This is a genomic window from Streptomyces capitiformicae, assembly GCF_002214185.1.
In the GTDB taxonomy this organism is placed as follows: Bacteria; Actinomycetota; Actinomycetes; order Streptomycetales; family Streptomycetaceae; genus Streptomyces; species Streptomyces capitiformicae.
This window is the reverse complement of the sequence record NZ_CP022161.1, coordinates 8,581,315-8,603,308: the sequence shown is the minus strand read 5'-3', so window position 1 is coordinate 8,603,308 and position 21,994 is coordinate 8,581,315. Positions and strand designations below refer to the sequence as shown.

Below are 21,994 nucleotides of genomic sequence, written 5' to 3'. Positions count from 1 at the left end.
GTGGCGTCGTCCGCCCGGAGGGCGGGCCGAGCGGCGTCATGGGGGTCCCTCGCTCGAGCGAAGCCGAGAGTGAGGGAGAAGCCGAGAGTGGGGGAGCGTGCCAGGCGTCGGGCGGCAGGCGCCACTTTCGACACAGGCCCTAGGGCGGGGAGTCTGACGGTGAGTGCGGTGGCGCCGTAGCCGTGTTCCACATGCGTTTTCGACAGGCCGCGATACAGACGGTGTGAAAGGCCTGGGCCGGCGCACAGACGGTGTGAGCGTTGGCCCCGTGACCCAAGGCCCAGGCGGCAGAAGCCGGTTTCATGAGGTCCTCGCCGTGGCGGCTTCGGTGAGCTGCCGCAGGTGGGCGACGGCACGGGGTGGAAAGGGCGCGGTCTCCAGCACGCGCAAGGCCTGAGCACGGCGCGCGTCGATCAGGTCCTCCACCGCGTCCCGGGCGCCGGTGGCGGTGAGCAGTTCACGGATACGGTCGGCTCCCGCCGCGTCGAGACGGGGAGTGCCGAGCAGGGTGCGCAGGACGCGTTGTTGGCGGGCATCGGCACGCTGAAGCGCGAGAGCCACCAGGACGGTGTGCTTACCCTCGCGCAGATCGTCCAACGACGCTTTGCCGGTCATCTCGGGGGCGCCGAAGACGCCGAGGAGGTCATCGCGCAGTTGGAAGGCCTCGCCGACGGGCAGAGCGTAGGCGCTCAGCGCCTCGTGCATCGCGAGCGGGGCACCGGCGAGGGCTGCGCCGATGTGCAGGGGGCGCTCCACGGTGTACTTGGCGGTCTTGTACCGGACGATGTGCAGCGCCTGCTCCACGTCCGCGGTGAGTCGGCCGGCGGCGGTGACGTCCAGGTACTGGCCGTACATCACCTCACTGCGCATGTCGTCGATCAGCGGCAGCACCGCGTCGAGTTGACGAGGGGTGAGGCCGGCCGTATGCAGGAGTTCATCCGACCAGGCCAGAGCCAGATCACCGACGAGGATCGCGCCGCTGGTCCCCACACGCTCGGCGGCCGACGCACTGCGTCCGTGCCCATGACGCCGCGCGAGACGGCAGTGGACGGTGGGTGCACCGCGGCGGCTACCGCTGTCGTCCATGATGTCGTCATGGACGAGACAGAAGGTGTGGAACATCTCCAGTGACGCCGCAGCCTTGATCACCGTCTCAGGGATGCCAGTGCCGCCGGCGGCCTGCCAGCCGGTCACACACAGCACGGGCCTGAGCCGCTTTCCGCCGACGGCCAGGAAATCACGCAGACACTCGGCCACCTCGGCGGGCATCCTCAACTTTGCAGCGGCACCGGCCTTGCGCTCCAAAAAGCCGTCGAGCACGTTCGTGACCTGCTTGCGCAGAGCATCTGCGTCCGGCAGCCCGGCAACAGCCGCGGTCATACCGCCCCCGCCACGTTCCGGTGGTGGACACCCAGCGCCTGATACGTCATCTCACACGCTCATAGGCGGACAGGAGCGGGCCCCGCGTAAAGCCCGGGACGCGGCATATGAAGGTTTCGACACGCATCCAGGAAAAGCAATGACCAACAGACTGAACAGCCGCGCATAAGGGGCGCATGAGCGCATGCCTGCGCGGCCACCGCCTGTCCCGCAACTCCTTCCCCTTCAGCGCCACACAGTCACAGCCAACGCGTACACCGACGTGCCTCGGGGATTTTTCGGGGACTTTCGAGCCTGTCCCACGGAAATTCCGGGGACTTTCCGCCGCGTGGACAGGGAAGGCCCCGACAGCGCTGAAAGCAGCGAACGCGCTGGTCAGGGCCGATTCCTCTAACACTCGATGATGTTCACCGCCAGCCCGCCGCGGGCGGTTTCCTTGTACTTCACGCTCATGTCGGCGCCGGTGTCCTTCATGGTCTTGATGACCTTGTCGAGGGATCGGGCTCCGCCGCCACAGGCTCCGGCTCGGTCACCGGCGCGGCGGCCGCCGCCTCGGGCTCGGGCTCGACGACCGGCTCCGCTTCGGCCGTCGTGGTCTCGGTCTTCGTCTCTGCCTCGGCGCTCGCCGCTGCCTCCGCCTTCACAGGCTCGGGCTCGGCCACCGGCGCCACAGCCGCCGGCTCGGCCTCGGCCTCCTGACCCCGCGCCTTGGGCACCGTCACGTTGTCGAAGGCCGCGGAGACGAGGTCGTCGGCGACGGACGAGGTCGGCTTGGGCTCGGTGGACAGTGAGGCGGCCGTCTCCGCGACCGTCTCCGCGGCCGCCGGCTGGGGCTCGGTCGCCGGCTGGGGCTCGGTCGCCGGGGCCGGAACCCTCGGCTCGGCCTCCGGAAGGGAACCCCGCTCCGCCTCCGGCAGGGAACCCGGCAGGGAAGCCTCCTGCGAAGGAACCGAGTCCCGCCCCTTGCGTGTGCGGCCGAACGCGTTCCGCAGGAGAGAGAGAATGCCCATGTGCGCAACCCTTCGCGTGAGTTGAAGCCCGTCAATCCCTGGCCAGGACGGACACGTAAGGTTAGCGGCCGACTGTGGCGATCTTGGGGTGGGGCGGGTGGTTTCACTATCCCTGCCACACGGCGCTGTCAACACCGCCTCAACAGCCGCAGGTTCACTCCTTGTTCACCCTGCAGCCTTGTTCTCGAACGCGCGCGCCCCTAGCGTCGCGCTCACATCAAAAAGGCACATAAACAGACGAGCAAGGAGCGCGCTGTGCGCAAGCTGCTGCCCATGATCGGCTCGCATTCCGGCGGCCGTTCCGCCATGACCTGTCGGTTCCGCTGTGGTGACGCCTGCTTCCACGAGGTCCCGAACACCAGCACCAACGAATACGTGGGTGATGTCATCGCGAGCGCGCTCAGCCGCCGCTCGGTGATGAGAGCCGCGGCCGTCGTCTCCGTGGCCACCGCGGCCGGTACAGCGACGACGCTCGGCACGGCCATGCCCGCCGCCGCTGCCACCGAGGCCACCACCACGACGGCGTCCACCAAGCCCAAGGGCGCCCGCGGCCTCCGGTTCACCGCCGTCGCGCCGAACACCACCGACGCCGTGACCGTCCCGGACGGCTACCAGCAGAACGTTGTCATCCGCTGGGGCGAGCCCATCCTGCGCGGCGCCCCCGCCTTCGACCCGGAGAACCAGACCGCCAAGGCGCAGGCGGGCCAGTTCGGGTACAACTGCGACTTCCTCGCCCTGCTCCCGCTCCCCGGTGAGCGCTGCCGCAAGCTCCTCGTCGCCAACCACGAGTACACCGACGAGGTGCTCATGTTCCGCGGCTACGACGCCGCCAACCCCACCCGTGACCAGGTCGAGGTCGCGTGGGCCGCCCACGGTCTCTCCGCCGTCGTGGTCGAGGAGGACCGGCGCACCGGCAAGCTCACCGCCGTGCCCCGCCACCACCTCAACCGGCGTGTCACCGCCACCACCGAGTTCAAGCTGACCGGCCCCGCCGCCGGCTCGGACCTCCTCAAGACCTCTGCCGACCCGACCGGCACCAAGGTCTACGGCACCCTCAACAACTGCGCCGGCGGCACCACCCCGTGGGGCACGACCCTCCACGGCGAGGAGAACTTCAACCAGTACTTCGCCAACAGCAGCCGGGCGACCGACAAGCGGTACGGCATCGGCACCGGCGCCACCGAGCGCAAGTGGGAGCGTTTCGACAAGCGGTTCGACGTCGCCCAGGAGCCGAACGAGGTGCACCGCTTCGGCTACATCGTCGAGCTCGACCCGTACGACCCGACCTCGACGCCCCGCAAGCACACCGCCATCGGCCGCTTCAAGCACGAGGGCGCGACCGTCCGCCTCACCCACGACGGCCGTCCCGTCGTCTACTCCGGTGACGACGAGCGCTTCGACTACTTCTACAAGTTCGTCAGCAGCAAGCGGATGAAGCACGGCACCTCCCGTGCCGTCCGCGAGCACAACATGTCCCTCCTCGACGAGGGCACCCTCTACGTCGCCAAGCTCACCGGCGACTCCCCGGCGATCGAGATCGACGGCACGGGCAAGCTGCCCAGCGACGGCGAGTTCGACGGCAGCGGCGAGTGGATCCCGCTGGCCACCGCGACCGCCAAGGGCGCTGTCTCGCACGTCGAGGGCATGACGGCCGACGAGGTCTTCGTCTTCACGCGGCTCGCCGGTGACAAGGTCGGCGCCACGAAGATGGACCGCCCCGAGGACGTTGAGCCCAACCCGGTGACCGGCAAGGTCTACGTCGCCCTCACCAACAACTCCAACCGGGGCAAGACGGGCTTCGCGCCTGCCGACGAGGCCAACCCGCGCAACCTCAACAAGCACGGCCAGGTCCTGGAGCTCACCGAGCGCTGGAACCGGCCGGAGAGCACGAAGTTCGCCTGGCTGCTCTTCCTCGTCGCGGGCGACCCGAACGACCCGGCGACCTACTTCGCGGGCTTCCCGAAGGACAGCGTCAGCCCGATCTCCTGCCCGGACAACGTCGCCTTCGACCCGTACGGCAACCTGTGGATCTCCACCGACGGCAACCAGCTCGGCTCGCACGACGGCCTCTTCGGTGTCGCCACGCGTGGCGAGCGGCGCGGTGAGCTGAAGCAGTTCCTGACCGTGCCGAGCGGTGCCGAGACCTGCGGCCCGATCATCACGGACCGCCGGGTCCTGGTCGCGGTGCAGCACCCGGGCGAGATCGACGGCGCCACCGTCGAGAACCCGAAGAGCACCTGGCCCGACGGCCCGGGCACGTACGTCCGCCCGGCGGTCGTCTCGGTGTGGCGCACGGACGGCTGCGACATCGGCGTCTGATCTGGGGCAGTTATGTCGGGCGTGCCCGCACGCCCTGATCGTCCCCTGATGCATGGCTGTGGGCCGCCTTCCCGATCGGGAAGGCGGCCCACAGTCGCTTCGCGAAGCTCAGGGAGCCAGGCAGCTCACGCCGGGGGCGCCGGCCGGGTCCAGCAGGGCGGCGGGGTCGGCGAGGGCTGCCGGGTCGGCCGCGAGCTCCGTCGCGGCGGTCGGCGTCTCGGCGAGACAGGTGACGGCGACGGTCGGGTCCGGCACCGCCGCGGTGGCGGCCGGCGCCATGACACCGGCGAGGGCGAGGGTTCCGAGCAGGACGGTTGCGGTACGCCGCATGGCGAACATCCCCTTGTCAGAAAGAAGGTGAATAGGGCGGACATAGGGATCATTGCCCCTGCCCGGCCGTGGGCTCGCCTTCCGTCACTCGCACGGGGACGACGTAACGATTCGGCGCCTGCGGCGAGTTGACCGGGATGTGTTGATAGCAGTTTGACCCGGGATACGTTGATATGAGTGCTGTCAGTGCGGTGACGTGATCGCCCGAGCCGCCGCCACCTCCTGCCGCAGCGGCTCCAGCACACTCTCCTGCGGCCCGCTCAGATCGGACCTCACCTCGTAGAGGACGTCCGTCTCCCGCAGCCCCTGTGCCAACTCCCGCAGGTGAAGCGTCACTTGGTCCACCTCGGCGGTGGACGGCGGCTCGGCGCCCTGTTTGACCCGGACCCGCGCGGCGGTCGTCGCGTCCACGATCCGCTCGACCGCCACCACCAGCGGCCACCAGGCGGCTGCCCGGCTCCCGGTGGGCGGCGGCTCGGTCAGTGCCCGCTGGAACTCCGTACGGATCGCGGAGAGATCCCGGTAGAGCCGGCGCCGCATCCGGGCGCGGTCGGCGTGATCCGCCGAACCCTCCCTGCCTTGCTTGAAGGCGCGCTCCACGTACGCGGCCGTGTCGGCGACCGCGTCGGCCAGCCGGTCGCCGACACGGGCGTGCCAGCTCTCCGGCCACAGCAGATACCCGGCGACGAGTGCGATCGCGCAGCCCATGAGGGAGTCGACGAGGCGGGGCAGCAGCAGGTCGGTGCCCTCGTGGTTGAGGACGTCGGAGAGGAGGAGGATCACCGGGGTGATGGCGGCGGTCTGATAGCCGTAGCCGCGCGGGGTGAACACAGGAATGAGCGGTGCGAGGAGCAGCATCACCGGTACGTCCCACCACCCGCGCGGCACCTCCGCGAGGATCCCGGCCGCCACCACCAGCCCCACGACCGTGCCGAGGGCCCGCAGCAGCGCCCGGGAGAAGACGGAACCGAAGTCCGGCTTCAGTACGAAGGTGATGGTCAGCGCGACCCAGTACGAGCGCGGCACGGCGATCAGCGACACGAGCGCCTGGGCGAGGCCGATGCAGAGGGCGAGGCGCAGGCCGTAGCGCCAGGAGGCGGCGGAGAGGGCGACGTCACGGGCGGCGCGGGCGGCGCGTACGCGCAGCGGGGCGTAGCGGCCGCGGCGGTCGACGGTGTAGGCACCCCCAAGGGCATCCGGGGACTTCTCGGTGACGACGTCGGCGGCGTGCCGCAGCGCCTGGTCGACCGCTCGCCCGATCCCGCTGCCGGGCTCGGGCAGCCGCAGCCCCAGCGGCCCCGAGTATCCGGTCTCGATCGACTCCGCGAGATGGCGTACGGCGGTCGGGATCTCGGTGGGCAGCGGCCGGGCGGAGAGACGTACGGCGGGGGCGGCCTCCACGAGCGGGGTGATCGCGTTCAGCTGGGCGAGGAGCCGGACGAGTTCGGGGCTGCGGCCGTGGTGGCGGGCGCGGCGGCCGAGGACGAGGTCGTAGGACTGGTTGAGGGACTGGGTGACGGCGTGCCGGGCCTCGTCGTAGGCCTCCGCGGTGTCGGCGGTGACCGCGAACAGGTCGGCGACCTTGAGGTACGTCTCCGCGACGGAGGCCCGTTCCGGTACGCCCGCCCTGAGCGGCCAGGCGAGGAGGGCCTGGACGAGGACGAGGAGACCACCGCCGGTCATCAGCAGCGGGGCCAGCCACCAGGCGCCCGGCAGGGGCAGGCCCGCGCCCACGACGGAGTTGAGGAGCAGCAGCAGCCCGGATACGGAGGCCACGGCGCCGATCGTCGAGATCATCCCGGAGACCAGCGCGAGCCCGGTGAGCGCGGCGACGGTGACCCAGCCGTGCCCGAAGACGAGCGAGCCGAGGGTGATGCCGACGGCGGCGAACATCTGCGGGATCGCGATGCCGAGCAGCCGCATGCGATACGCGTCCGCCGTGTCGCTGATGACTCCGGAGAGGGCACCCATGGAGGCGAGGGCGCCGTACGCGGGCCGGTCGAGGGCGATACCGAGGGCGAGCGGCAGGGTCAGCGCGATCGCGGCGCGCACGACGGCGGGCCGGTTGACGGGTGCCTGCTGCGGTCGGAGGTTCCGCACCAGCCAGTCGGGTGGAGTGAGGCCGATGGGGAAGGGGCGGGCCATGGGGCCATTATCGCGACGGACCAGGTGGCGTCATTTCCGCTGGTGGAGGGTGAGGTCGACGGTGACCGCGTGGTGGTCGGTGCCGGAGAGTTCCTGGAAGCGGACCTTGCGGGCGGAGAAGTCCTTGGCCGAGACGAGGACGTGATCGATCTGGGCGCCGATCGTCGGGGTCGTGCGGGCGGGCCAGGTCGGGGTGCGGTCCTCCCCGAGCAGCCGGGCGGCGTCGCTGAGGCCGGTGTCGAGGAGGGCGCGGAAGGCCGCGTGGTCCTGGGTGGCGTTGAAGTCCCCGGCGATGATCGTCGGGGTGCGGGTGTCCGCCGCCGCGTCCGCGCGCAGCGCGCCCAGCTCCCGCCGCCAGGTGCCGAGCTCCCCCGGCAGGGGCGGCATGGGGTGCGCCAGTCGCAGCCGTACGGGGTTGCCCTCGACGTCGGCGACGGCGCCGGGCATGCCCATGGTGGCGGGGATCGGATCAGCGGCCTTGAGGGGGAAGCGGCTGAGGATGACGGAGCCGTCGGACCCGTAACCCTCGACGGCCTGGCGATACGGATACGCCGGATTCTCGCCGCTGAGGTCGCCGAAGGTGTCGCGGAGGTCGGCCATGCAGGTGGCCTGGCACTCCTCGACGAACACGATGTCGGGGCGGTCGCGGTCCACGGCCCTGATGAGCGCGTCGGTGCCCTGGCCGAACTGCACGTTGGACGTCATCACCCGCACCCGGGCGAGCGGCGTGCCGTCCGGCTGGGCCGCCTTCCCGTACGGCTCGATGTACCAGGCGAGCGCCCCCAGCAGCACGACACCCCAGGTCAGCCCGGTCCAGGAGCGGGCCAGGGCGGACAGGAGCAGGGCGAGTCCGGTGGGGGCGAGCAGCCACGGCAGGAACGCCAGCAGCTGGGTGACCGGGGTGAACCCGTCGATGTCGGCGACCCGACAGCCGACGACCACGGTCACGCCGAGCAGGAACAGAACGGCGAACCCCTTCTTGCCGCCGTGCCTCCTCCGCCGCGCCGCCGACTCCGGCACCGGCCGCTCGATGGTCGTACTCTCCACGGGCCGGGCCTCTCCGCTCACCTCGGGGCTGTTCGGTACTTCACTTCCTTCTAATGACGGGGCGGGTGGGGCGAAGGTTGCGCCGGGGGCGGGGTCACAACCGGTCACGAATGGTCACGAGTTGGTGTCGTGGTGCTCACGTCTGTGTGCACGGCCACAGCAAAAGGGATGCACGTGGGCGCATACTGGGCGCAATGACTAAGCCTGCTGCACCGAAGCGTCATTTGCCCACGAGCCCCTTCAAGGCCCCGGTCGCACCGGTTCCCAAGCACTTCGCTGTGGGCGACCAGGTGACACACGACATGTACGGCCTCGGCCGGGTGATCGGCATCGAGGACGGAATCGCGGCGCTCGTCGATTTCGGCTCGGCGCAAATGCGGATCGTGAGCCCGTACGCCAAGATGACCAAGCTGTAGGACCGCTGTGCCCGGTCAGGGCACGCCAGGCCCTACAACGACCTGTAACGACCTGTAACGAAAGAGGGCCCCCTCATCGACTCGACATCGCTGTTCTCCGCTGCGGAAGGGCAGCCCCGCCGTTCCACCGCAGCATCGCCGCCTCCGGCGACGAACCCCTTCCAGGCCCCGGACTTCGGGGAGGACGAGACCTTCCTGCTCGAGGACGCACACGAGCCTGCCTCGGGCATGAGGCGCTGAGGCCCCTCACCTCTACGGGCCTCTCTTCGGGACAGCCTGGACCGGCAGGATGTGCGGCCGTTGACATCAGGTGTCGTAGACGGTGGAACGGTGTCCGACGTGGACGACCCACACCACGAGTTCGCCGTTGTCGATCGTGTAAACCACGCGGTAGTCGCCGACGCGCAGCCGACGCCGGTCCGGCTGGGAGACGAGTGCGGTGGTGTTGAAGCCGAGCGGGTCGGTCTCCAGCTCGGTCAGCCTGGCAAGGATGCGGAGCGCCACGTCGCGGGGAATCTTGCGGAGCTCGGCCTGGGCCTCGGGCCGGAAGACGACGGTGCGGTACTCACTCACTGCGCGCCAGTGTCTCCCTCATGACGTCCTCGATCGGGACACCGGCCGCCGGACTGGCCATCCGTTCGTCGATGATCCGGTTGATCTCGCGCTCTTCCCACTCCTGGTACCTGCGCAGCACCTCGATCGACACGACGGCGGCCACTTCCTTGCCCCGCCGGGTAATGACCGTGGGCACGTCGTACCGGTCGGCCCGCTCGACCACCTCGGCCAGATGGGCACGCACGTCACGGATGGACTCTATGGGCATCCGCGTCATGAACCGAAGGTACCGAGTGTCCCATGTGTACACAGCTTGGGGGCGGTGGAGCCTTGAGGACATCCGCTCCGGGCGATGGAGCTGCGTCGAGCCGTCCACACGATCGGTGACGAAGAGCTCGCCGAGCTCGAACTGGTCGAGCAGGGTACGGACTGGGTGGCGCCGAGAACCTGGCTGCGCGTGGAGCCGAACGGAACAACTCCGCCAGGACAGTGAGGGCGAACGGATGCAGGCCCAGCTCGGTTTCGTCCAGCACGAGCAGTGATCACCCGCCTTCCGGGGCGTGGCGATACACGGCGCGCGGGCTCGGGACGGTTCCCCCGGCTGCCGTTGCAGGTGTCGGCGTCCTCGGTGTGTCCTCGGTGTTCTCTTGGGGGACGCTGCCGGCGAATTCAGACGGCAGGCACCAATTGGCGGCTCCGTCTCAGCGACCTGCCCCGCTTGCCGCGTGTCGCTGAGACAGATCCGCCAATCGTTACGTGCGGTCGGGCTTCGCCCACGGCGCCCTGGAGCAGAGGGGCCTGACACTCGGGTTTGGGTCAGGCCGCCGCGAGTGCGGATATGGCGCGGTTCCAGGGGTATTCGTCAAGCTGGCCCTGTCCAGGCGGGCGCGGTACGTATCCGCCCTCGCCGAGCAGCACAGTCACACCTGCCGCACGCAGGGTTGCGATGCTCCGTTCGAGTGCGGGGTGTTTGGCCTGCGCGGTGTTGAAACTGGGCAGAGCAACGATCGGCAGGCCGAGCCCGATGGCCTCGGTGATCAGGCCGAGGGCGAGAGTGTCCGCGGTGCCTGCCGCCCACTTGTTCAAGGTGTTGAAGGTGGCGGGTGCGACAAGGATGGCGTCCGGCGGAGGCAGCACGTCAGGCTGTGAGGGAAGCTTGTAGGAGTGGCGTACGGGGTGGCCCGTGAGTTTGCACAGCTCGTCGATCTTGCCTTCGGCGTCCTCGACGGCCCACCGGTACGCGGCTGGGTCACCCCGCCCGGAAATCTTCAACATGCTCTGTATGTAGGCGAGTTCGTGGAGGCGGGCCAATGAGTGGCGGACGAGTCGGGGCGGCTGTGCGGCAGACCGAGATCCCCATGCTGCGCGCCTACCGCCTGTGGTTCGAGCACACCCGCAAGTGCAGCCACTGCAAGGGTATGCGCAAGGCGCAGGACGGCTGTACGGACGGACGGGAGCTTTGGGGCGCGTACCGCCTCGCGCGGATCGGAGGCACGTCATGACCTGGACCATCGAACGGACTCCGGGACGCCCTGTGCACCGCACCGAGGCGGGCCAACTGACCCTTCCCTTGCGGCTGTCCAGGAACGGCGAACACGCGACGGACGCCGAACTGGTGCTCTCCCTGGCCGACGCCGAGCACCTGCACGCGGCGCTGTGCCGTGCCCTCGACGGGCAGCCGGCGCCCCCGTCCGCGCCGGACTGCCGCGACGCGGTCCCCGCAGCCGACGTCGTCGAGGCCGCGCACGCACTGAGCGCGAGGGTGGCCGAGGCGAACCGCCGCAGCAGGAGGCGGCTGTGACTCGCTGGATCATCAAGGCCGCCGAGTGGACTCTGACCCCGGAGACCGACGAGGGCACTCCACAGGGCATCTACTCGGCCGTGTGCCTGACCTGCGGCTCGGAGTCACCCGCGTCGGACGGCGAACGCCTGCCCGTAGAAGTCTGGGTGCTCAAGCACACCGGCTTGAACCCCCGGCACCGGCAGTTCAAGGCCGGAGCTGAGACGTTCTGGCGCGTGACTCCGGCGGAAGGCAACCCGCACCGCGAGACCGACACCCGCAGCGCCCAAGCGCTCGCGTAGCGCACTCCATGGCCGAGTTCCCGCTGAGGCTCACGCTCGCCGTGAGCCTCAGCGGGAACCGCTGGCACGGCACGCTGAACAACGGCCGCCGCACATTCGACCTGACGACAGATCAGCTTTCAAGTCAGACCTCGTTGATGCGCCAGGCAACCATGCCTGTTGCGCCAGGCTTCCCTTCAACGTCGAGTTCGAGAGAGTCCTTGGCTGCGAAGCGTTGGAAGACGACGGCCCCGTCGCAGGGAACCGGCTTCTTCGAACCCGCGGCGGTGTTCGAACCCGCGGCGGTGGGGGTGAAGACGATCTCCGCGTCCCCCTTGCCGGCGCACACCACGGACACCTTCTACGTGACGCTTCCCGCCAAGTCGGGCTGTGTATGGACTCCCTCGGAGAGACGCTCAACGCCGGACTCGACCATCAGTCAGGTGAGAAGCCTGTGTCGGTCGAGGCGCCTCAACTTCACAGGCCAGGCGATGTGCGCCGGGGCAGTGCCACGAGCACCTCGGCTGCTTCGCGGGTCGTCGAGAGGGACCTGCCGTCGAGAATTCCCGGCCTCCCTCTCTTCTCTCATGCACTCTCTTCGCTGAGGCGGTCGACTGCCCACGGCAGGAGCTCCTTGGCGACCGCAAGGCTGAACGGCCTCACCAGCGAACGAAGTTCGGCGCAGGCGGCAGGACCGAGCGTGATGTAAGGGAGGGCGGCCAGCCTGTCGGTGGTGTGCTCGATCTCCGCCCTGCGCCGCGTACCGTCCTCGGTCAAAGCCAAATGGGGTCCGTCGCCGAGCCATCCACGCTCACGCAGGTTCTGCACGGCCTGTTCCCACTGCTCCGGCGTCCATGCCCGCGAGTCGCGCAGCACCCCTGCGTCGATGTCGCCTGTGGCGGCGTGCGTGACGAGAGACTCGAGCCCGCTCAGTCCGGCAGTCAGTAGTGCCGCCACGTGACCGTCGCCACGGAACTCCCGCAGCAGAGTCTGCGCGTGCCAGAGCACGAGGTGGGGTGCGCTCGGCCACGGCAGTGCGGCGTGCGCGGCGAAGAGAGGGCGGCCTTGTGGATGGCGCACGGTCACTTCAGCCGCGGTACGGGCCAATTCCGCCGCGCGGGCCAGCGCCGGCGAGGAGACGTCCGCGCCGAGGATGCGGCGGAGCGTGGTATCGATCCCGGTGAGCCGGGCGGCGGCGAACCGCTCGGGCGTGGCGGCTTCCCATGCCGCGGGTATGGCTCGGCGCACCAGTTGGGGATTGAAATTGTAGAACGTGGCGATGACCAGATCCGCCGGAGCGGCGCCGAGCGCGGCAGAGCGGGACGCGAAGTACCCTGTCCTGGCGTCCACGCCCAACTCGGCGTACTGGCCTGCGGCTTCGGGCGAGAAGTAGACAGCCCCGTGGTAGGGCTCGAGAGTTCTCCAGGTCTGGCGTGCGAGGGCCAGGCTGTCGCGGTCCGTGTTCTGCGTCATGAGGGGCTCTCCATCCTGTGGCGGATGAAACGTTGCTGGTCATCGAGCACACGACGGCGTGTGGGCACTCCCCCCAGACGTACCGTCTGGTTGGTATGTTATCGGAGAGTGACTCCGGCAACTACTGTCCTGCGACCAGTTCTCGGTACCGGTCCCCTCGACCTTCGCAGGGACCGCCTGAAGCCCCACGGCCACGGTCACGGCCGGCCAGCTGCTGGCGGCGCATGCCCTCCCGGCCCGCATCCGACTCCAGCACGGACATGATCCGCTGGTAGTCGGGGGCAGGAGCGACGCAGTCAAACCCTCGCCCCGTCGCGGCACCACCGACCCCGCCACCGCGTTCCCCACCGGCCCCGCCACCGCGTTCCCCACCGGCCCCGCCACCGCGTTCCCCACCGGCCCCGCCACCGCGTTCCCCACCGGCCCCGCCACCGCGTTCCCCACCGGCTCCGCAACCGCGGACGCCGGCTCAGCCAGCACCTCGGTGACCGTCTGACGGGCATCCACAAGACGCTGAAGTGCCGCGGAGTAGGGTGCCTGCCCGGTCGGCTTGCACTTCCGTACCTCCTCCTCGCTCGCTTCGCGGACCTAGCGGGACACCATGTCGGACGTGCTTTCCTGCTTGTCAGGAAACATCAGCCGTGCGCCGCAGCTGATCACTGCCAGGGACGCCAGTGCCAAGCCGTGACGTAGCCACCTCATGCCGCCCTCCCAGTCATGGGGAGAGCCGAAGACCAGCCATGCCGCGACGGCGATGCCGACCAGCACGCTTGTTATGCCGGCTATGCGATGTAATCCAGGAGTCATAAGCTCATGATCTCCTGTGGCCTCCAGCACCCACCACCGAAAAAGCGACAAGTGCCATGCCGCTGGGATCGCGTGACCACCCGTGTCCGCCGGCGCGGGGAATCACGGGGAACGTCGATTGTCAACGGGTAGCCGACAACCCAACGACCCCTGAACCACCGCCAAGTGAAACGGCTCCTGACCAGGAAAGACGGTTGCGGTTGTGGCCCTTCTTCCGTGAGGGCGGCGCGGATGCTGCCGACTGCGAGCTCGGTTGCGACCCCGCTCCAATTGGCGGTTCTGTCTCAGTGGCCCGGCCCGTTTGCGGCGTGTCGCTGGGACAGATCCGCCAATCGTCCTGTGCCTTCGGGTTTCGCCAAGGCCGACCGCGTCGATGTCACGTGACCCTCGACGGGCCCGCGACAGGAACATGAGCGTGAGGCAGGCTGCCGGGATGAGATCTCGAAGCGGTGGCATGTGGTGGGGAACGACGATCGAAGCGCCCGACCCCGGCGGCTTGGCGAAGTTCTACGCCGAACTCCTCGGTTGGCACATCGGGCACGAGGAGCCGGGGACGGCCGTCGTCGCCGCCTCTCCGCAGGGACCGTTCTTCGTGTTTCAGCAGGCGGACGGCTATCGGGCTCCGGTGTGGCCTCCGGTCGACGGGGAGCAGCGCCCGATGATGCACTTCGACTTCCAGGTCGGCGATCTGGACGCGGCGGTTGCCGAGGCAGTCGCCTTGGGCGCCACTGTGGCGGAGTTCCAGCCACAGGAGAACGTCCGGGTGCTGTTCGACCCCGCCGGACACCCCTTCTGCCTGTGCTTCGACGAGGCATGACCGAGCAAAGTCGGACGGACGACAACTGGCGGAGGGGGCGCCCCGGTCGGCTGTCTACGTCGTGGTGTCGCGGTCGCGGTCGTGGGACGTGGCCAGGGACCACATCACGAAGACGGCTACGGCGATCGCGATGACGGACCAGACGGGGGCGTAGGGGAGGAACATGAAGTACTCGATGGCGAAGAGGGACGCGAAGGCCATGCCCAGGCCGCGGGCCCAGTCCTTGCCCTGGAGGATGCCCCAGCCGGTGACGGTGACGACGACGCCCATGACGAGGTGGATCCAGCCCCAGGTGGTGAGACTGAACTCGAAGACGTAGCTGCCGATGGACGTGTACACGTCGTCCGTGGCTATCCCCGCGATGCCGTTGAGGATGCCCATGATGCCGCCGACCATCATGAGGACGCCGGCGAAGACGGTGCCGCCGAGGGCCCAGGCCGAACCGGAGTGCCTCGCGTACGACGGGGTCGGCGTCGAGATGGTCTGGTCGGACCGGGGGGTCTCGCGCGGGGTGGTGCTGTGCTGGAACTGGGACATGAGGGCCTCCTCGAACGTTCTCGAACGGATGGACAACTCATCCGCAGGGTCGCGCCATGCGAGGAGGGGCGCATGTGGTGTGGGCCGAACGGGTGACGTCAGTGACGTGAGTCGATCTTTGTCAGGTAGTCCGCCAGGACCTTGTTGAAGTCTTTCGGGCGTTCCAGGTTCGGCAGGTGGGCCGCGCCTTCGACGATCCGGAGGGTGGAGTCGGGGAGGGCCGCGTGCATGGCCTCGGCGTCCGCGACGGGGGTGTACTCGTCGTCCGCGCCCACGACGACCAGGGCCGGGACGGTGACTGTCGTGAGGAGGCCGCGGTAGTCGGGGCGTTCCGCTCGGCCGCGCAGGGCCGCTGCCGCGCCCTCGGGGGCGGTGGCGGTCATCATCCGGTGCACGTGCGCCGCGACTTCGGCGTCCGCGTACGGGGCGACCATCTTGTGCAGGACCTCGTCCGCGTAGCCGGTCATTCCCTCCTGTAGGAGGCGGTCCGCCATCGCGTTTCGGGTTCGCTTGCCCTCCGTCGTCTCGGCGGCCGGGAAGGTGTCCGCGAGGACGAGACCTCGGATCCGGTGCGGGAACTGTCGGTAGCACTCCATCGCGATCTGGCCGCCCATGGACAGCCCCGCGAGGACGAAGTCGTCTACGCCGAGGTCGTCCAGGAGCGCCGCGATGTCCTCGGCGAAGGAGGAGAGCGGGGTGATGCCGGGGATGACCGGGGAGGCGCCGTAGCCGCGCAGGTCGGGGGCTATGACACGGCGGGAGGTGGCGAACTCGGTGATCTGGGGGTGCCACATCGTGCGGTCGAAGGGGTGGCCATGGATGAGGACCAAGGGGGACGTGTGCGAAGTGACGTCTCCTTTGTCCTCGTATGCGAGGAAGGGTGCCATGTGTTCGACCCTAGGGTTCCTCAACTCCTCGGCGCAATAAGATCTTTGCCCTCGGTGCAATGTCGAGGGGGAGGGAGCCGGGGCGTGAGTGGGGCTGACTACCGGCTGATCGCTGATCGCATCGCGGGCGATATCGCCGCCGGGCGGTTGAAGCCCGGGGACCGGTTGCCGCCGCAGCGGGTGTTCGCGCGGCGGCGCGGGATCGCCGGGTCGACGGCCGGGCGGGTGTACGGGGAGTTGGTGCGGCGCGGGCTGGTCGTGGGGGAGGTCGGGCGCGGGACGTTCGTACGGGCGGCGCCGCCGGTGTCGGCGGGGCGGGCGTTGGCGGAGCCGGTCTCGTCGGCGCCGGTGAACCTTGAGCTCAACTACCCTTCCGTGCCGGGTCAGTCGGAGCTGTTGGCGGCCGGGCTCGCGCCGTTGCTGCGGGCGGATGTGCTGGGGGAGGCGTTGCGTACGGCGCCGGCGGCCGGTACGGCGGCCGCGCGGGAGGCGGCGGCCGGGTTGCTCGCCGTGCCCGGGTGGGAGCCGGTCCCGGAGCGGTTCCTCTTCGCCGGGAACGCCCGCCAGGCCATCGCGGGGGCTCTGGCCCACCTCGTACGGCCAGGTGGGCGGGTCGGCGTGGAGTCCCTCACGTATCCGCTGGTCAAGGAGATCGCCGGGCGGTTGGGGGTGACGCTCGTGCCGATCGCGACCGATGGGGAGGGGATGCGGACGGAGGCGGTTGCCGCGGCGCATCGGGCGGCGCCGTTGTCGGCGGTGTATGTGCAGCCGACGTTGCACAATCCGACGTCGGTGACGATGGGGGCGGGGCGGCGGGGCGAACTGGCAACCCTGGTACGGGAGTTGGGTCTGCCGGTGATCGAGGATCGGATCTGGTCCTTTCTGGGGGATGCCGGTGAGTTGCCGTTGGCCGCGTACGCGCCGGAGCGGGTGTACGTCGTGGACGGGCTGTCCAAGCGGGTGGCGCCGGGGCTGACGGTCGGGTTCCTGGTGGTGCCGGAGGGGCGGGCTGAGGGGGCGGCGGCCGCGTTGCGTTCCGGGGGGTGGACCGCGGGGAGGTTCGCCCTGGAGGCCGGGGTGCGGTGGATCGGGGACGGGACGGTCGGGCGGTTGGTCGTGGCGAAGCGGGACGATGCGGCGGCTCGGCAGCGGCTGGTCGCCGAGCATCTCGCCGGGTTCGTCGTACGGGGGGATGCGCGGGGCTACTACGCGTGGTGGGAGCTTCCGGAGCCTTGGCGGGCCGACACGTTCTGCGCGGCGGCGGCTGCGCGGGGGGTGGCGGTGACGTCGGGGGTGGAGTTCAGCGTGCCGGTGGTGGGGACCGGGCGGAGGCCGGGGCTGGGCAGTGGCCCGGCGGCCCCCATGAACGGGGGGACCCCCATCGCCCCAGCGGCACGGTTGCCCACAGAAACGCAAGGTGGGGCAACCCCCGCGGCCAGCTGCGTCAGGCTTGGGCTTGCGTCGGTTTCTCTGTCGGAGTTGGCGGGGGCGTTGCGGGTGCTTGGCGATGTCGCTCGGAGCGGCCCGTGAGCCAAGCCGTTGCCGCGACGGTCAGGCCGAGGGTCAGTAGGGCCCAGGTCACTGTGCGGAGGGTGGTGGTGAGGGTGTCGTAGACGGCGGTCGCCGCCGCGGGGGAGACGTCGGGGGGAAGGTCCGTGAGGGTGAGGTGGCGGCCCAGGGCTACGGACAGGCCGAGGAGGGCGCCGCCCAGGGCCGTGCCGAGGCCGGCCGCGCAGACGGCTCGGCGGCGGCGGGTGGCGATGAGGATGCCCCCGGCGGCCAGTACGAGCGCACCGACCGGGAGCCAGAACGCGGCGACTTCGAGCACGTGATACCCCTTCCGAAGTTGGCTGAGTTCCACGGCCGACAGCACTTCGACCTCGGTGTGCGCGACCGGGATGCGATGGGCGAACGGCACGTGGTCGCGGACGAGCTGACGCTTGACCCGCTCGCCGACCGGTGCGAGGTCGAGCGTCACCGGACGCGGCTCGCCGCCACCGCCACCGCCACCGGCTCCGGAGCCTCCGCCCCGCACCGCCCGCAGCACCGCGTCGTGCGCCGCCCGGTTCGCCGCGTGCCACGCCGTACGGAACGCCTTCGTCTGTGTGAAGGAGCGCGCCGCGTCGTGCGTGAAGTCCCGGAGGGGCTCCCGCAGCGGCGGCCCCACCCGCACCTCGCGCAGAATCCCGGCGGCGACCGCGTCCGCGAGCGCCTCCCGTACGTCCGGGTCGGCCGCCAGCGGCGCCACGACCCGCTCGTACCGGCCCCGGTCCGCGATCTCGTACGTCGCCCACGCGGCCAGCGCGCCCACCGGCGCCAGCAGGCAGGCGAGCAGGGTCAGCACGGCCGACAGAGTGCCGCGAGCGCGTGGGTACACCCCTTCAGGCAAGTCCCCCGGCCGCCCCCACGCGAGCGCTCACGCCCCGCATGCCTGCGAATGGCCCCACAGGACAAGCCGAACGGGGCGGCCCGCCGTCGACGCGACGCCCAGGGGCTTCCCCCACACCCCTGGGGCGTGTTGCGAAAGTCCCGCCTGCCGCCCGACGCCTGGCACGCTCCCCCACTCTCGGCTTCTCCCCCACTCTCGGCTTCTCCCCGACTCTCGGCTTCGCTCGAGCGGGAGGGGCCCCATGAGCGGGAGGGGCCCCCATGAGCGGGAGGGGCCCCCACCGCCGCACCGGGCGAAAGCCCACGTACATCCAGTCCATCTACAGGGCCTTCCGCCCGGCACGCCGAGAGCACGCTCCCCCACTCTCGGCTTCGCTCGAGCGGGGGGACCCCCATGACGCCGCTCGGCCCGCCCTCCGGGCGGACGACGGGACTTTCGCAACGAGCCCTACTAGGGCTCACCCCGCCCGGCGCCCCGCCGCGTCCTCGTGCGTGTAGTACCGGTAGAAGGCCACCGCGAAGACCGCCGCCGCGATACCGAGCGCCATGATCGTGGAGCGCACCACGGTGTGGCCCGCCTGCTGGTACAGGAACCCGAAGGCGCAGCCCGCGAAGGCGGCCCAGAGCAGGGCGTGCTGCTCGCGGCGCAGGCGGGGTGCGACAGCTTGTACGGCGAGGTAGAGCGCCGCGAAGACGATCGCCGTCGCGAAGCCGAAGAGGAGGTTCCAGCCGGTGATGGGGCCGCCGCTGCGGTTGTTGGCCGCCGCCCAGTAGCCGTAGACGAGGCCGAGGAGCATGGGCAGGACCCAGCGCGTGACGGTGTGGGTGCGCTCGGCGAAGATGTCCGGCGTGCTCGGGGTCCTCGACGCCGGTACGCCCGGTACGCCCGACGTCCTCGGTACGGGTGTGCCCGGCCGCCTGCCCGGTGTGGGTGCCGGTTGAGCCATGGGAGCACTCCTCTCTTCCCTCCGCCCCGATACCAGGGCACACCTGAGAGGCACCCCTGGCAAGTCGGGATGCGAGGCCCGTACCGCCGTGTTTCGCTGTGGCCCATGCGGATGCGGATGCGGACGCGGATGCGGACGCGGATGCGGTTGCCGATGCCGATGCCGCGTGTGCGCCGGGAGCCGGACCTCGTCGAGCTCGTCGAGCGGCAGCAGCTGCTGCGGGTCCGCGGGCGCAGCATCGCCTGGCTTCCGCCGCTGGTGGTGCTCTGCGCCGTACCGCTGCTCGACTGGGCGACCGGCGGCGACTTCCGGGTCATCTCGTGGCTGGTGCTCGTGCCGGGCATCGCCGCGGCCGTCTGCCAGGTGTGGACGACGGGGGTGTTCGCCGGGCTCGCGATGTTCCTGTACGTCCTCGGCGACGACTCCCGCACCGGACTGCCCGACTTCATCCTCGTCGCCCTGGGCGGGCTGCTGTCCGTGCTGGCCTGCACGGTACGGCTGCGGGGGCAGGAGCGGATGCTGCACATGCGGGCCGTCGTCGAGACCACCCGCCGTATCCTGCTGCGCCGGCTGCCCCCGGACGTCGGCGGCCTCGACCACGCCGAGGTGTACCTCGCCGCCGACAGCCAGGCCCGCGTCGGCGGCGACTTCTACGACATCCAGCCGAGCCCGCACGGCACGCGCGTCGTCATCGGCGATGTCCAGGGCAAGGGGATCACGGCGGTGGAGGCGGCGTCCGTACTGCTCGGCACATTCCGTGAGGCGGCGTACCACGAGCCCGGAGCGGAGGTCGTGGCCGAGCGGCTGGAGACCCGGATGGTGCGGCATCTGCGCTACTGCGCGCACATCGGCCGCGACGACGCCGAGCGCTTCGCGACCGCCGTCCTCCTCGACTTCCCCGAGCTGCGCAGCGAGCGCACCGACTGGGGGCCGGACCTCACCGGCCCCGACACGGTCACCGTGGGCGTCATCAACTTCGGCCACGAACCCCCGCTCCTGGTCTCCCCCGACGGCGTACGCCTGCTCCCCCTGCGCGACGGACTCCCGCTGGGGCTCAGCGAGTTGGACCCGCGGCCGCACCCCTCGTCCACCGTCCGGCTCGCTCCCGACGAGACCCTCCTCCTCGTCACCGACGGCGTGACCGAGGCCCGCGACGGCGGCGGCGCGTTCTTCCCGCTCCGCGAGTACGTCGCCGGAGCGCTCGCCGCCGACCCGCGCGCCACCGAACCCGACACCCTGGTCCGCCTCGTCCACGAGGGCGTTCTCGCCCACACCGGGGGCCACCTGGACGACGACACGACGATCTTCGCCGTACGCCGTGCGGGTCGGGCCCACTGAGCGGGGCCGAACAGGGGCTCCCACCCGCCCCTTTCCCCGTTTGCACGCGCAGCGGTTACGGTGCTGGATGGCGTACGTGATCGGTGTACGTGATCGATGGGGAGGGAACGATGCCCGGAACCGTGCTGCTGCTCGCGGCCTCGCCGGTGGGCAAAGGGTGCCTGGTGGACGCGGCCTCCGTGCTTCCCGTGCTCGCGGCCGTCGCGCCCGAGGTGCTGTCCGGCACGGGTACGGCGAACGTGGTCGAGCTGGCCGATCCGCTGGAGCCGCAGGCCGTCCTCACCCGGCTGCGCGCAGCGGCCACCGCGCCCGGGCCGCTCACCGTCTACCTCACCGGCCAGCTCCAACTCGACCGCAAGCAGCGGCTCGTCCACCTCGCGCTGGCGCGGACGACTCCCGCGACCGTCCGTTACACCGCGTTTCCGTGGCACTGGCTGGTGGAGGAGCTGCGGTTGCGTACGCCCGGGTCCACGACGCTGTTCCTCGATCTGCACGCGGACGGTGACGTGTGGCGGCAGATGGCGGGGCGGCCGCTCGGGGTGGGGCCGGGGGTGAGTGTCTACGGGCGGATCGCGCCGCCGCCGTCGTCGGCGGCGTCGGCCTTGCGGCGGGGGGTGGCCGTGCCGACGTATATGAAGGTGCTCGCGACGATACTGCGGAGTGGGCAGCGGCCTGCCCCTGGCGTGCTGCACGAGCAGGTGCTGGCGCGGACGGGGGGGTACGGGGATGTCGTGCTGGCCTGGGACGCCACGGCGCCCGGGGTGGGTGGTTCCCCAGGAGGATTCGCCCCCGCCGCCCCTACCCAATCCCGTCCCCTGGGGGCTGCTCCGCCCCCAGACCCCCAGATCGGCCTTCGGCCTCGTCCTCAAACGCCGGACGGGCTGAGTGTGCCCGCGACTACCGACCCCCACTTCGCCATCACCGCCGCCGTCGAAGCCGGGCGGCATTCCGAAGCCGACGCGTTGGCCGTGCTGCGGGAGCAGGAGGCCGTGCGGGAGTTCGGGGACGGGGCGGCCGAGGTGTGGCACTGGCGGGAGGTGCGGGCGGATCTGGCGATGCTCGCGGGGGACGCGGCGCGCAGTTGTGAGGTGTGGCTGGGGTTGGCCGTGGCGCGGTTGGCGGCGGGGCAGACGACGGGAGATCCGGCGGTGGAGGCGGCCGTCGACCGGGCGCATCATCAGTGGGCGCAGGTGACCGACGTGGGCCGGGCCCATGAACTGGGGCTGGTGCTGGCCGGGTTGCGGGAGCGGGTGCCGGGACGGCGGGACGGGGCGCTGGCCCATGTGCGGCAGCGGCTCGCGGAGTTGAGGTCGGCCCAGCACGTGCCCGGTTAGTCGAGCCGGGCCGATTGAGCCATCGTTCCGTTCGTCGTCGATCGATGAGCCGTCGATCTGGGCGAATGCCGGGCCGACCTCGGAGGGGGAGTTGTCCGAGGTCACGCCGTTGGCGCGCCTCGCACATCACTCACTTAATCGGGCGTGGCTCCGGAAACGATCGGATCTGGATCAGAGAATGATCAGAGATCTGTCAAGTGATG

25 protein-coding genes and 1 pseudogene are annotated in these 21,994 nt (G+C 70.4%); 10 read left to right on the top strand and 16 right to left on the bottom strand.

Annotated features, from left to right (window positions below; all coding sequences use genetic code 11):
* Positions 1-300 precede the first annotated feature (300 nt).
* The 3 genes and pseudogenes from CES90_RS38790 to CES90_RS38780 all read right to left on the bottom strand — a co-directional run bounded on the left by CES90_RS38790 (position 301) and on the right by CES90_RS38780 (position 2,390).
* Positions 301-1,380, bottom strand: coding sequence for a polyprenyl synthetase family protein (locus CES90_RS38790; RefSeq protein ID WP_189785757.1), 1,080 nt, complete (start codon positions 1,378-1,380; stop codon positions 301-303).
* Between the two features lie 390 nt (positions 1,381-1,770).
* A pseudogene (locus tag CES90_RS38785) lies at positions 1,771-1,878 on the bottom strand (L-serine ammonia-lyase, iron-sulfur-dependent, subunit alpha); the annotation flags it as partial.
* Entirely contained in the window at positions 1,851-2,390 is a 540-nt protein-coding gene (locus tag CES90_RS38780) for a hypothetical protein (RefSeq protein ID WP_208921537.1), read from the bottom strand. The gene CES90_RS38780 and the pseudogene CES90_RS38785, both read right to left, overlap by 28 nt.
* A 255-nt stretch (positions 2,391-2,645) precedes the next feature.
* Between CES90_RS38780 and CES90_RS38775 the strand changes: the two genes are divergently transcribed.
* Positions 2,646-4,709, top strand: coding sequence for a PhoX family protein (locus CES90_RS38775; RefSeq protein WP_189780794.1), 2,064 nt, complete (start codon positions 2,646-2,648; stop codon positions 4,707-4,709).
* Positions 4,710-4,817: 108 nt separating this feature from the next.
* Here CES90_RS38775 and CES90_RS38770 read toward each other — a convergent pair whose 3' ends face one another.
* The 3 genes from CES90_RS38770 to CES90_RS38760 form a co-directional block, all read right to left on the bottom strand.
* Entirely contained in the window at positions 4,818-5,039 is a 222-nt protein-coding gene (locus CES90_RS38770) for a hypothetical protein (protein WP_189780793.1), read from the bottom strand.
* A gap of 183 nt (positions 5,040-5,222) precedes the next feature.
* Complete coding sequence (locus CES90_RS38765; protein WP_189780792.1) at positions 5,223-7,184, bottom strand: FUSC family protein; 1,962 nt, start codon at positions 7,182-7,184, stop codon at positions 5,223-5,225.
* Positions 7,185-7,214: 30 nt separating this feature from the next.
* Positions 7,215-8,231: an endonuclease/exonuclease/phosphatase family protein gene (locus tag CES90_RS38760; RefSeq protein ID WP_189780791.1), complete on the bottom strand. Its 1,017-nt coding sequence runs from the start codon at positions 8,229-8,231 to the stop codon at positions 7,215-7,217.
* 194 nt (positions 8,232-8,425) lie between these two features.
* On the opposite strand from CES90_RS38760, the gene CES90_RS38755 reads away from it, so the two are divergent.
* A complete protein-coding gene (locus tag CES90_RS38755; protein WP_189780790.1) occupies positions 8,426-8,647 on the top strand; it encodes a hypothetical protein in 222 nt (73 codons plus the stop codon).
* Positions 8,648-8,953: 306 nt separating this feature from the next.
* Here the strand turns inward: CES90_RS38755 and CES90_RS38750 are convergent, their stop codons facing one another.
* Both CES90_RS38750 and CES90_RS38745 read right to left on the bottom strand, forming a co-directional pair.
* Entirely contained in the window at positions 8,954-9,220 is a 267-nt protein-coding gene (locus CES90_RS38750) for a type II toxin-antitoxin system RelE family toxin (RefSeq protein WP_189780789.1), read from the bottom strand.
* Positions 9,213-9,479, bottom strand: coding sequence for a type II toxin-antitoxin system Phd/YefM family antitoxin (locus tag CES90_RS38745; RefSeq protein WP_189780788.1), 267 nt, complete (start codon positions 9,477-9,479; stop codon positions 9,213-9,215). Before CES90_RS38745 ends, CES90_RS38750 begins: the two co-directional genes overlap by 8 nt.
* 75 nt (positions 9,480-9,554) lie before the next feature.
* Between CES90_RS38745 and CES90_RS38740 the strand changes: the two genes are divergently transcribed.
* Positions 9,555-9,695: a hypothetical protein gene (locus CES90_RS38740; RefSeq protein ID WP_189780787.1), complete on the top strand. Its 141-nt coding sequence runs from the start codon at positions 9,555-9,557 to the stop codon at positions 9,693-9,695.
* Between the two features lie 323 nt (positions 9,696-10,018).
* Here CES90_RS38740 and CES90_RS38735 read toward each other — a convergent pair whose 3' ends face one another.
* Positions 10,019-10,477: a flavoprotein gene (locus CES90_RS38735; protein ID WP_189780786.1), complete on the bottom strand. Its 459-nt coding sequence runs from the start codon at positions 10,475-10,477 to the stop codon at positions 10,019-10,021.
* A gap of 35 nt (positions 10,478-10,512) precedes the next feature.
* Here CES90_RS38735 and CES90_RS38730 point away from each other — a divergent pair, with 35 nt between their 5' ends.
* Genes CES90_RS38730 through CES90_RS38720 form a run of 3 tightly spaced genes read left to right on the top strand, consistent with a single transcriptional unit; the run spans position 10,513 to position 11,284 of the window.
* Positions 10,513-10,704 carry a hypothetical protein gene (locus tag CES90_RS38730; protein ID WP_189780785.1) on the top strand — a complete coding sequence of 64 codons (192 nt, stop codon included), beginning with the start codon at positions 10,513-10,515 and terminating at the stop codon, positions 10,702-10,704.
* Positions 10,701-11,003: a hypothetical protein gene (locus CES90_RS38725; protein WP_189780784.1), complete on the top strand. Its 303-nt coding sequence runs from the start codon at positions 10,701-10,703 to the stop codon at positions 11,001-11,003. The genes CES90_RS38730 and CES90_RS38725 overlap by 4 nt, the downstream gene beginning before the upstream one ends.
* Positions 11,000-11,284, top strand: coding sequence for a DUF7848 domain-containing protein (locus tag CES90_RS38720; protein ID WP_189780783.1), 285 nt, complete (start codon positions 11,000-11,002; stop codon positions 11,282-11,284). Before CES90_RS38725 ends, CES90_RS38720 begins: the two co-directional genes overlap by 4 nt.
* 124 nt (positions 11,285-11,408) lie before the next feature.
* On the opposite strand, the gene CES90_RS38715 is transcribed toward CES90_RS38720, so the two are convergent.
* The 3 genes from CES90_RS38715 to CES90_RS38700 all read right to left on the bottom strand — a co-directional run bounded on the left by CES90_RS38715 (position 11,409) and on the right by CES90_RS38700 (position 13,504).
* Positions 11,409-11,612 carry a hypothetical protein gene (locus CES90_RS38715; RefSeq protein WP_189780782.1) on the bottom strand — a complete coding sequence of 68 codons (204 nt, stop codon included), beginning with the start codon at positions 11,610-11,612 and terminating at the stop codon, positions 11,409-11,411.
* A gap of 236 nt (positions 11,613-11,848) precedes the next feature.
* Positions 11,849-12,736: an SCO6745 family protein gene (locus CES90_RS38710; protein WP_189780781.1), complete on the bottom strand. Its 888-nt coding sequence runs from the start codon at positions 12,734-12,736 to the stop codon at positions 11,849-11,851.
* 588 nt (positions 12,737-13,324) lie between these two features.
* Positions 13,325-13,504, bottom strand: a complete 180-nt coding sequence (locus CES90_RS38700; RefSeq protein WP_229913577.1) for a hypothetical protein — start codon at positions 13,502-13,504, stop codon at positions 13,325-13,327.
* Positions 13,505-13,976: 472 nt separating this feature from the next.
* Between CES90_RS38700 and CES90_RS38695 the strand changes: the two genes are divergently transcribed.
* Positions 13,977-14,360: a VOC family protein gene (locus tag CES90_RS38695; RefSeq protein ID WP_229913576.1), complete on the top strand. Its 384-nt coding sequence runs from the start codon at positions 13,977-13,979 to the stop codon at positions 14,358-14,360.
* Positions 14,361-14,414: 54 nt separating this feature from the next.
* On the opposite strand, the gene CES90_RS38690 is transcribed toward CES90_RS38695, so the two are convergent.
* Together CES90_RS38690 and CES90_RS38685 are read right to left on the bottom strand one after the other, a co-directional pair.
* Positions 14,415-14,897, bottom strand: coding sequence for a DUF7144 family membrane protein (locus CES90_RS38690; protein ID WP_229913575.1), 483 nt, complete (start codon positions 14,895-14,897; stop codon positions 14,415-14,417).
* Between the two features lie 98 nt (positions 14,898-14,995).
* Positions 14,996-15,784, bottom strand: a complete 789-nt coding sequence (locus tag CES90_RS38685) for an alpha/beta fold hydrolase (protein ID WP_189780779.1) — start codon at positions 15,782-15,784, stop codon at positions 14,996-14,998.
* 84 nt (positions 15,785-15,868) lie between these two features.
* Here CES90_RS38685 and CES90_RS38680 point away from each other — a divergent pair, with 84 nt between their 5' ends.
* Entirely contained in the window at positions 15,869-17,314 is a 1,446-nt protein-coding gene (locus tag CES90_RS38680) for an aminotransferase-like domain-containing protein (RefSeq protein WP_189780778.1), read from the top strand.
* Here the strand turns inward: CES90_RS38680 and CES90_RS38675 are convergent.
* Together CES90_RS38675 and CES90_RS38670 are read right to left on the bottom strand one after the other, a co-directional pair.
* Positions 17,229-18,137: a hypothetical protein gene (locus tag CES90_RS38675; protein ID WP_229913602.1), complete on the bottom strand. Its 909-nt coding sequence runs from the start codon at positions 18,135-18,137 to the stop codon at positions 17,229-17,231. The two genes, CES90_RS38680 and CES90_RS38675, sit on opposite strands and share 86 nt — an antisense overlap.
* Before the next feature lie 493 nt (positions 18,138-18,630).
* The gene (locus CES90_RS38670) at positions 18,631-19,119 is read right to left on the bottom strand and encodes a hypothetical protein (protein WP_189780776.1); all 489 of its coding nucleotides are present in this window, start codon (positions 19,117-19,119) and stop codon (positions 18,631-18,633) included.
* Positions 19,120-19,230: 111 nt separating this feature from the next.
* On the opposite strand from CES90_RS38670, the gene CES90_RS38665 reads away from it, so the two are divergent.
* Positions 19,231-20,457, top strand: a complete 1,227-nt coding sequence (locus CES90_RS38665) for a PP2C family protein-serine/threonine phosphatase (RefSeq protein WP_373313269.1) — start codon at positions 19,231-19,233, stop codon at positions 20,455-20,457.
* A 110-nt stretch (positions 20,458-20,567) separates the two neighbouring features.
* Positions 20,568-21,791 (top strand): hypothetical protein, encoded by a 1,224-nt coding sequence (locus tag CES90_RS38660; protein ID WP_189780775.1) that lies wholly within the window; start codon positions 20,568-20,570, stop codon positions 21,789-21,791.
* Positions 21,792-21,994: the final 203 nt, after the last annotated feature.

Coding starts and splice junctions, on each gene's coding strand:
- CES90_RS38790 (WP_189785757.1), bottom strand. CDS start 1,380: ATGACCGCGGCTGTTGCCGGGCTGCCGGACGCAGATGCTCTGCGCAAG.
- CES90_RS38780 (WP_208921537.1), bottom strand. CDS start 2,390: ATGGGCATTCTCTCTCTCCTGCGGAACGCGTTCGGCCGCACACGCAAG.
- CES90_RS38770 (WP_189780793.1), bottom strand. CDS start 5,039: ATGCGGCGTACCGCAACCGTCCTGCTCGGAACCCTCGCCCTCGCCGGT.
- CES90_RS38765 (WP_189780792.1), bottom strand. CDS start 7,184: ATGGCCCGCCCCTTCCCCATCGGCCTCACTCCACCCGACTGGCTGGTG.
- CES90_RS38755 (WP_189780790.1), top strand. CDS start 8,426: ATGACTAAGCCTGCTGCACCGAAGCGTCATTTGCCCACGAGCCCCTTC.
- CES90_RS38745 (WP_189780788.1), bottom strand. CDS start 9,479: ATGACGCGGATGCCCATAGAGTCCATCCGTGACGTGCGTGCCCATCTG.
- CES90_RS38740 (WP_189780787.1), top strand. CDS start 9,555: ATGGAGCTGCGTCGAGCCGTCCACACGATCGGTGACGAAGAGCTCGCC.
- CES90_RS38735 (WP_189780786.1), bottom strand. CDS start 10,477: ATGTTGAAGATTTCCGGGCGGGGTGACCCAGCCGCGTACCGGTGGGCC.
- CES90_RS38730 (WP_189780785.1), top strand. CDS start 10,513: ATGAGTGGCGGACGAGTCGGGGCGGCTGTGCGGCAGACCGAGATCCCC.
- CES90_RS38725 (WP_189780784.1), top strand. CDS start 10,701: ATGACCTGGACCATCGAACGGACTCCGGGACGCCCTGTGCACCGCACC.
- CES90_RS38710 (WP_189780781.1), bottom strand. CDS start 12,736: ATGACGCAGAACACGGACCGCGACAGCCTGGCCCTCGCACGCCAGACC.
- CES90_RS38695 (WP_229913576.1), top strand. CDS start 13,977: ATGAGATCTCGAAGCGGTGGCATGTGGTGGGGAACGACGATCGAAGCG.
- CES90_RS38690 (WP_229913575.1), bottom strand. CDS start 14,897: ATGTCCCAGTTCCAGCACAGCACCACCCCGCGCGAGACCCCCCGGTCC.
- CES90_RS38685 (WP_189780779.1), bottom strand. CDS start 15,784: ATGGCACCCTTCCTCGCATACGAGGACAAAGGAGACGTCACTTCGCAC.
- CES90_RS38670 (WP_189780776.1), bottom strand. CDS start 19,119: ATGGCTCAACCGGCACCCACACCGGGCAGGCGGCCGGGCACACCCGTA.
- CES90_RS38665 (WP_373313269.1), top strand. CDS start 19,231: ATGCGGATGCGGACGCGGATGCGGACGCGGATGCGGTTGCCGATGCCG.
- CES90_RS38660 (WP_189780775.1), top strand. CDS start 20,568: ATGCCCGGAACCGTGCTGCTGCTCGCGGCCTCGCCGGTGGGCAAAGGG.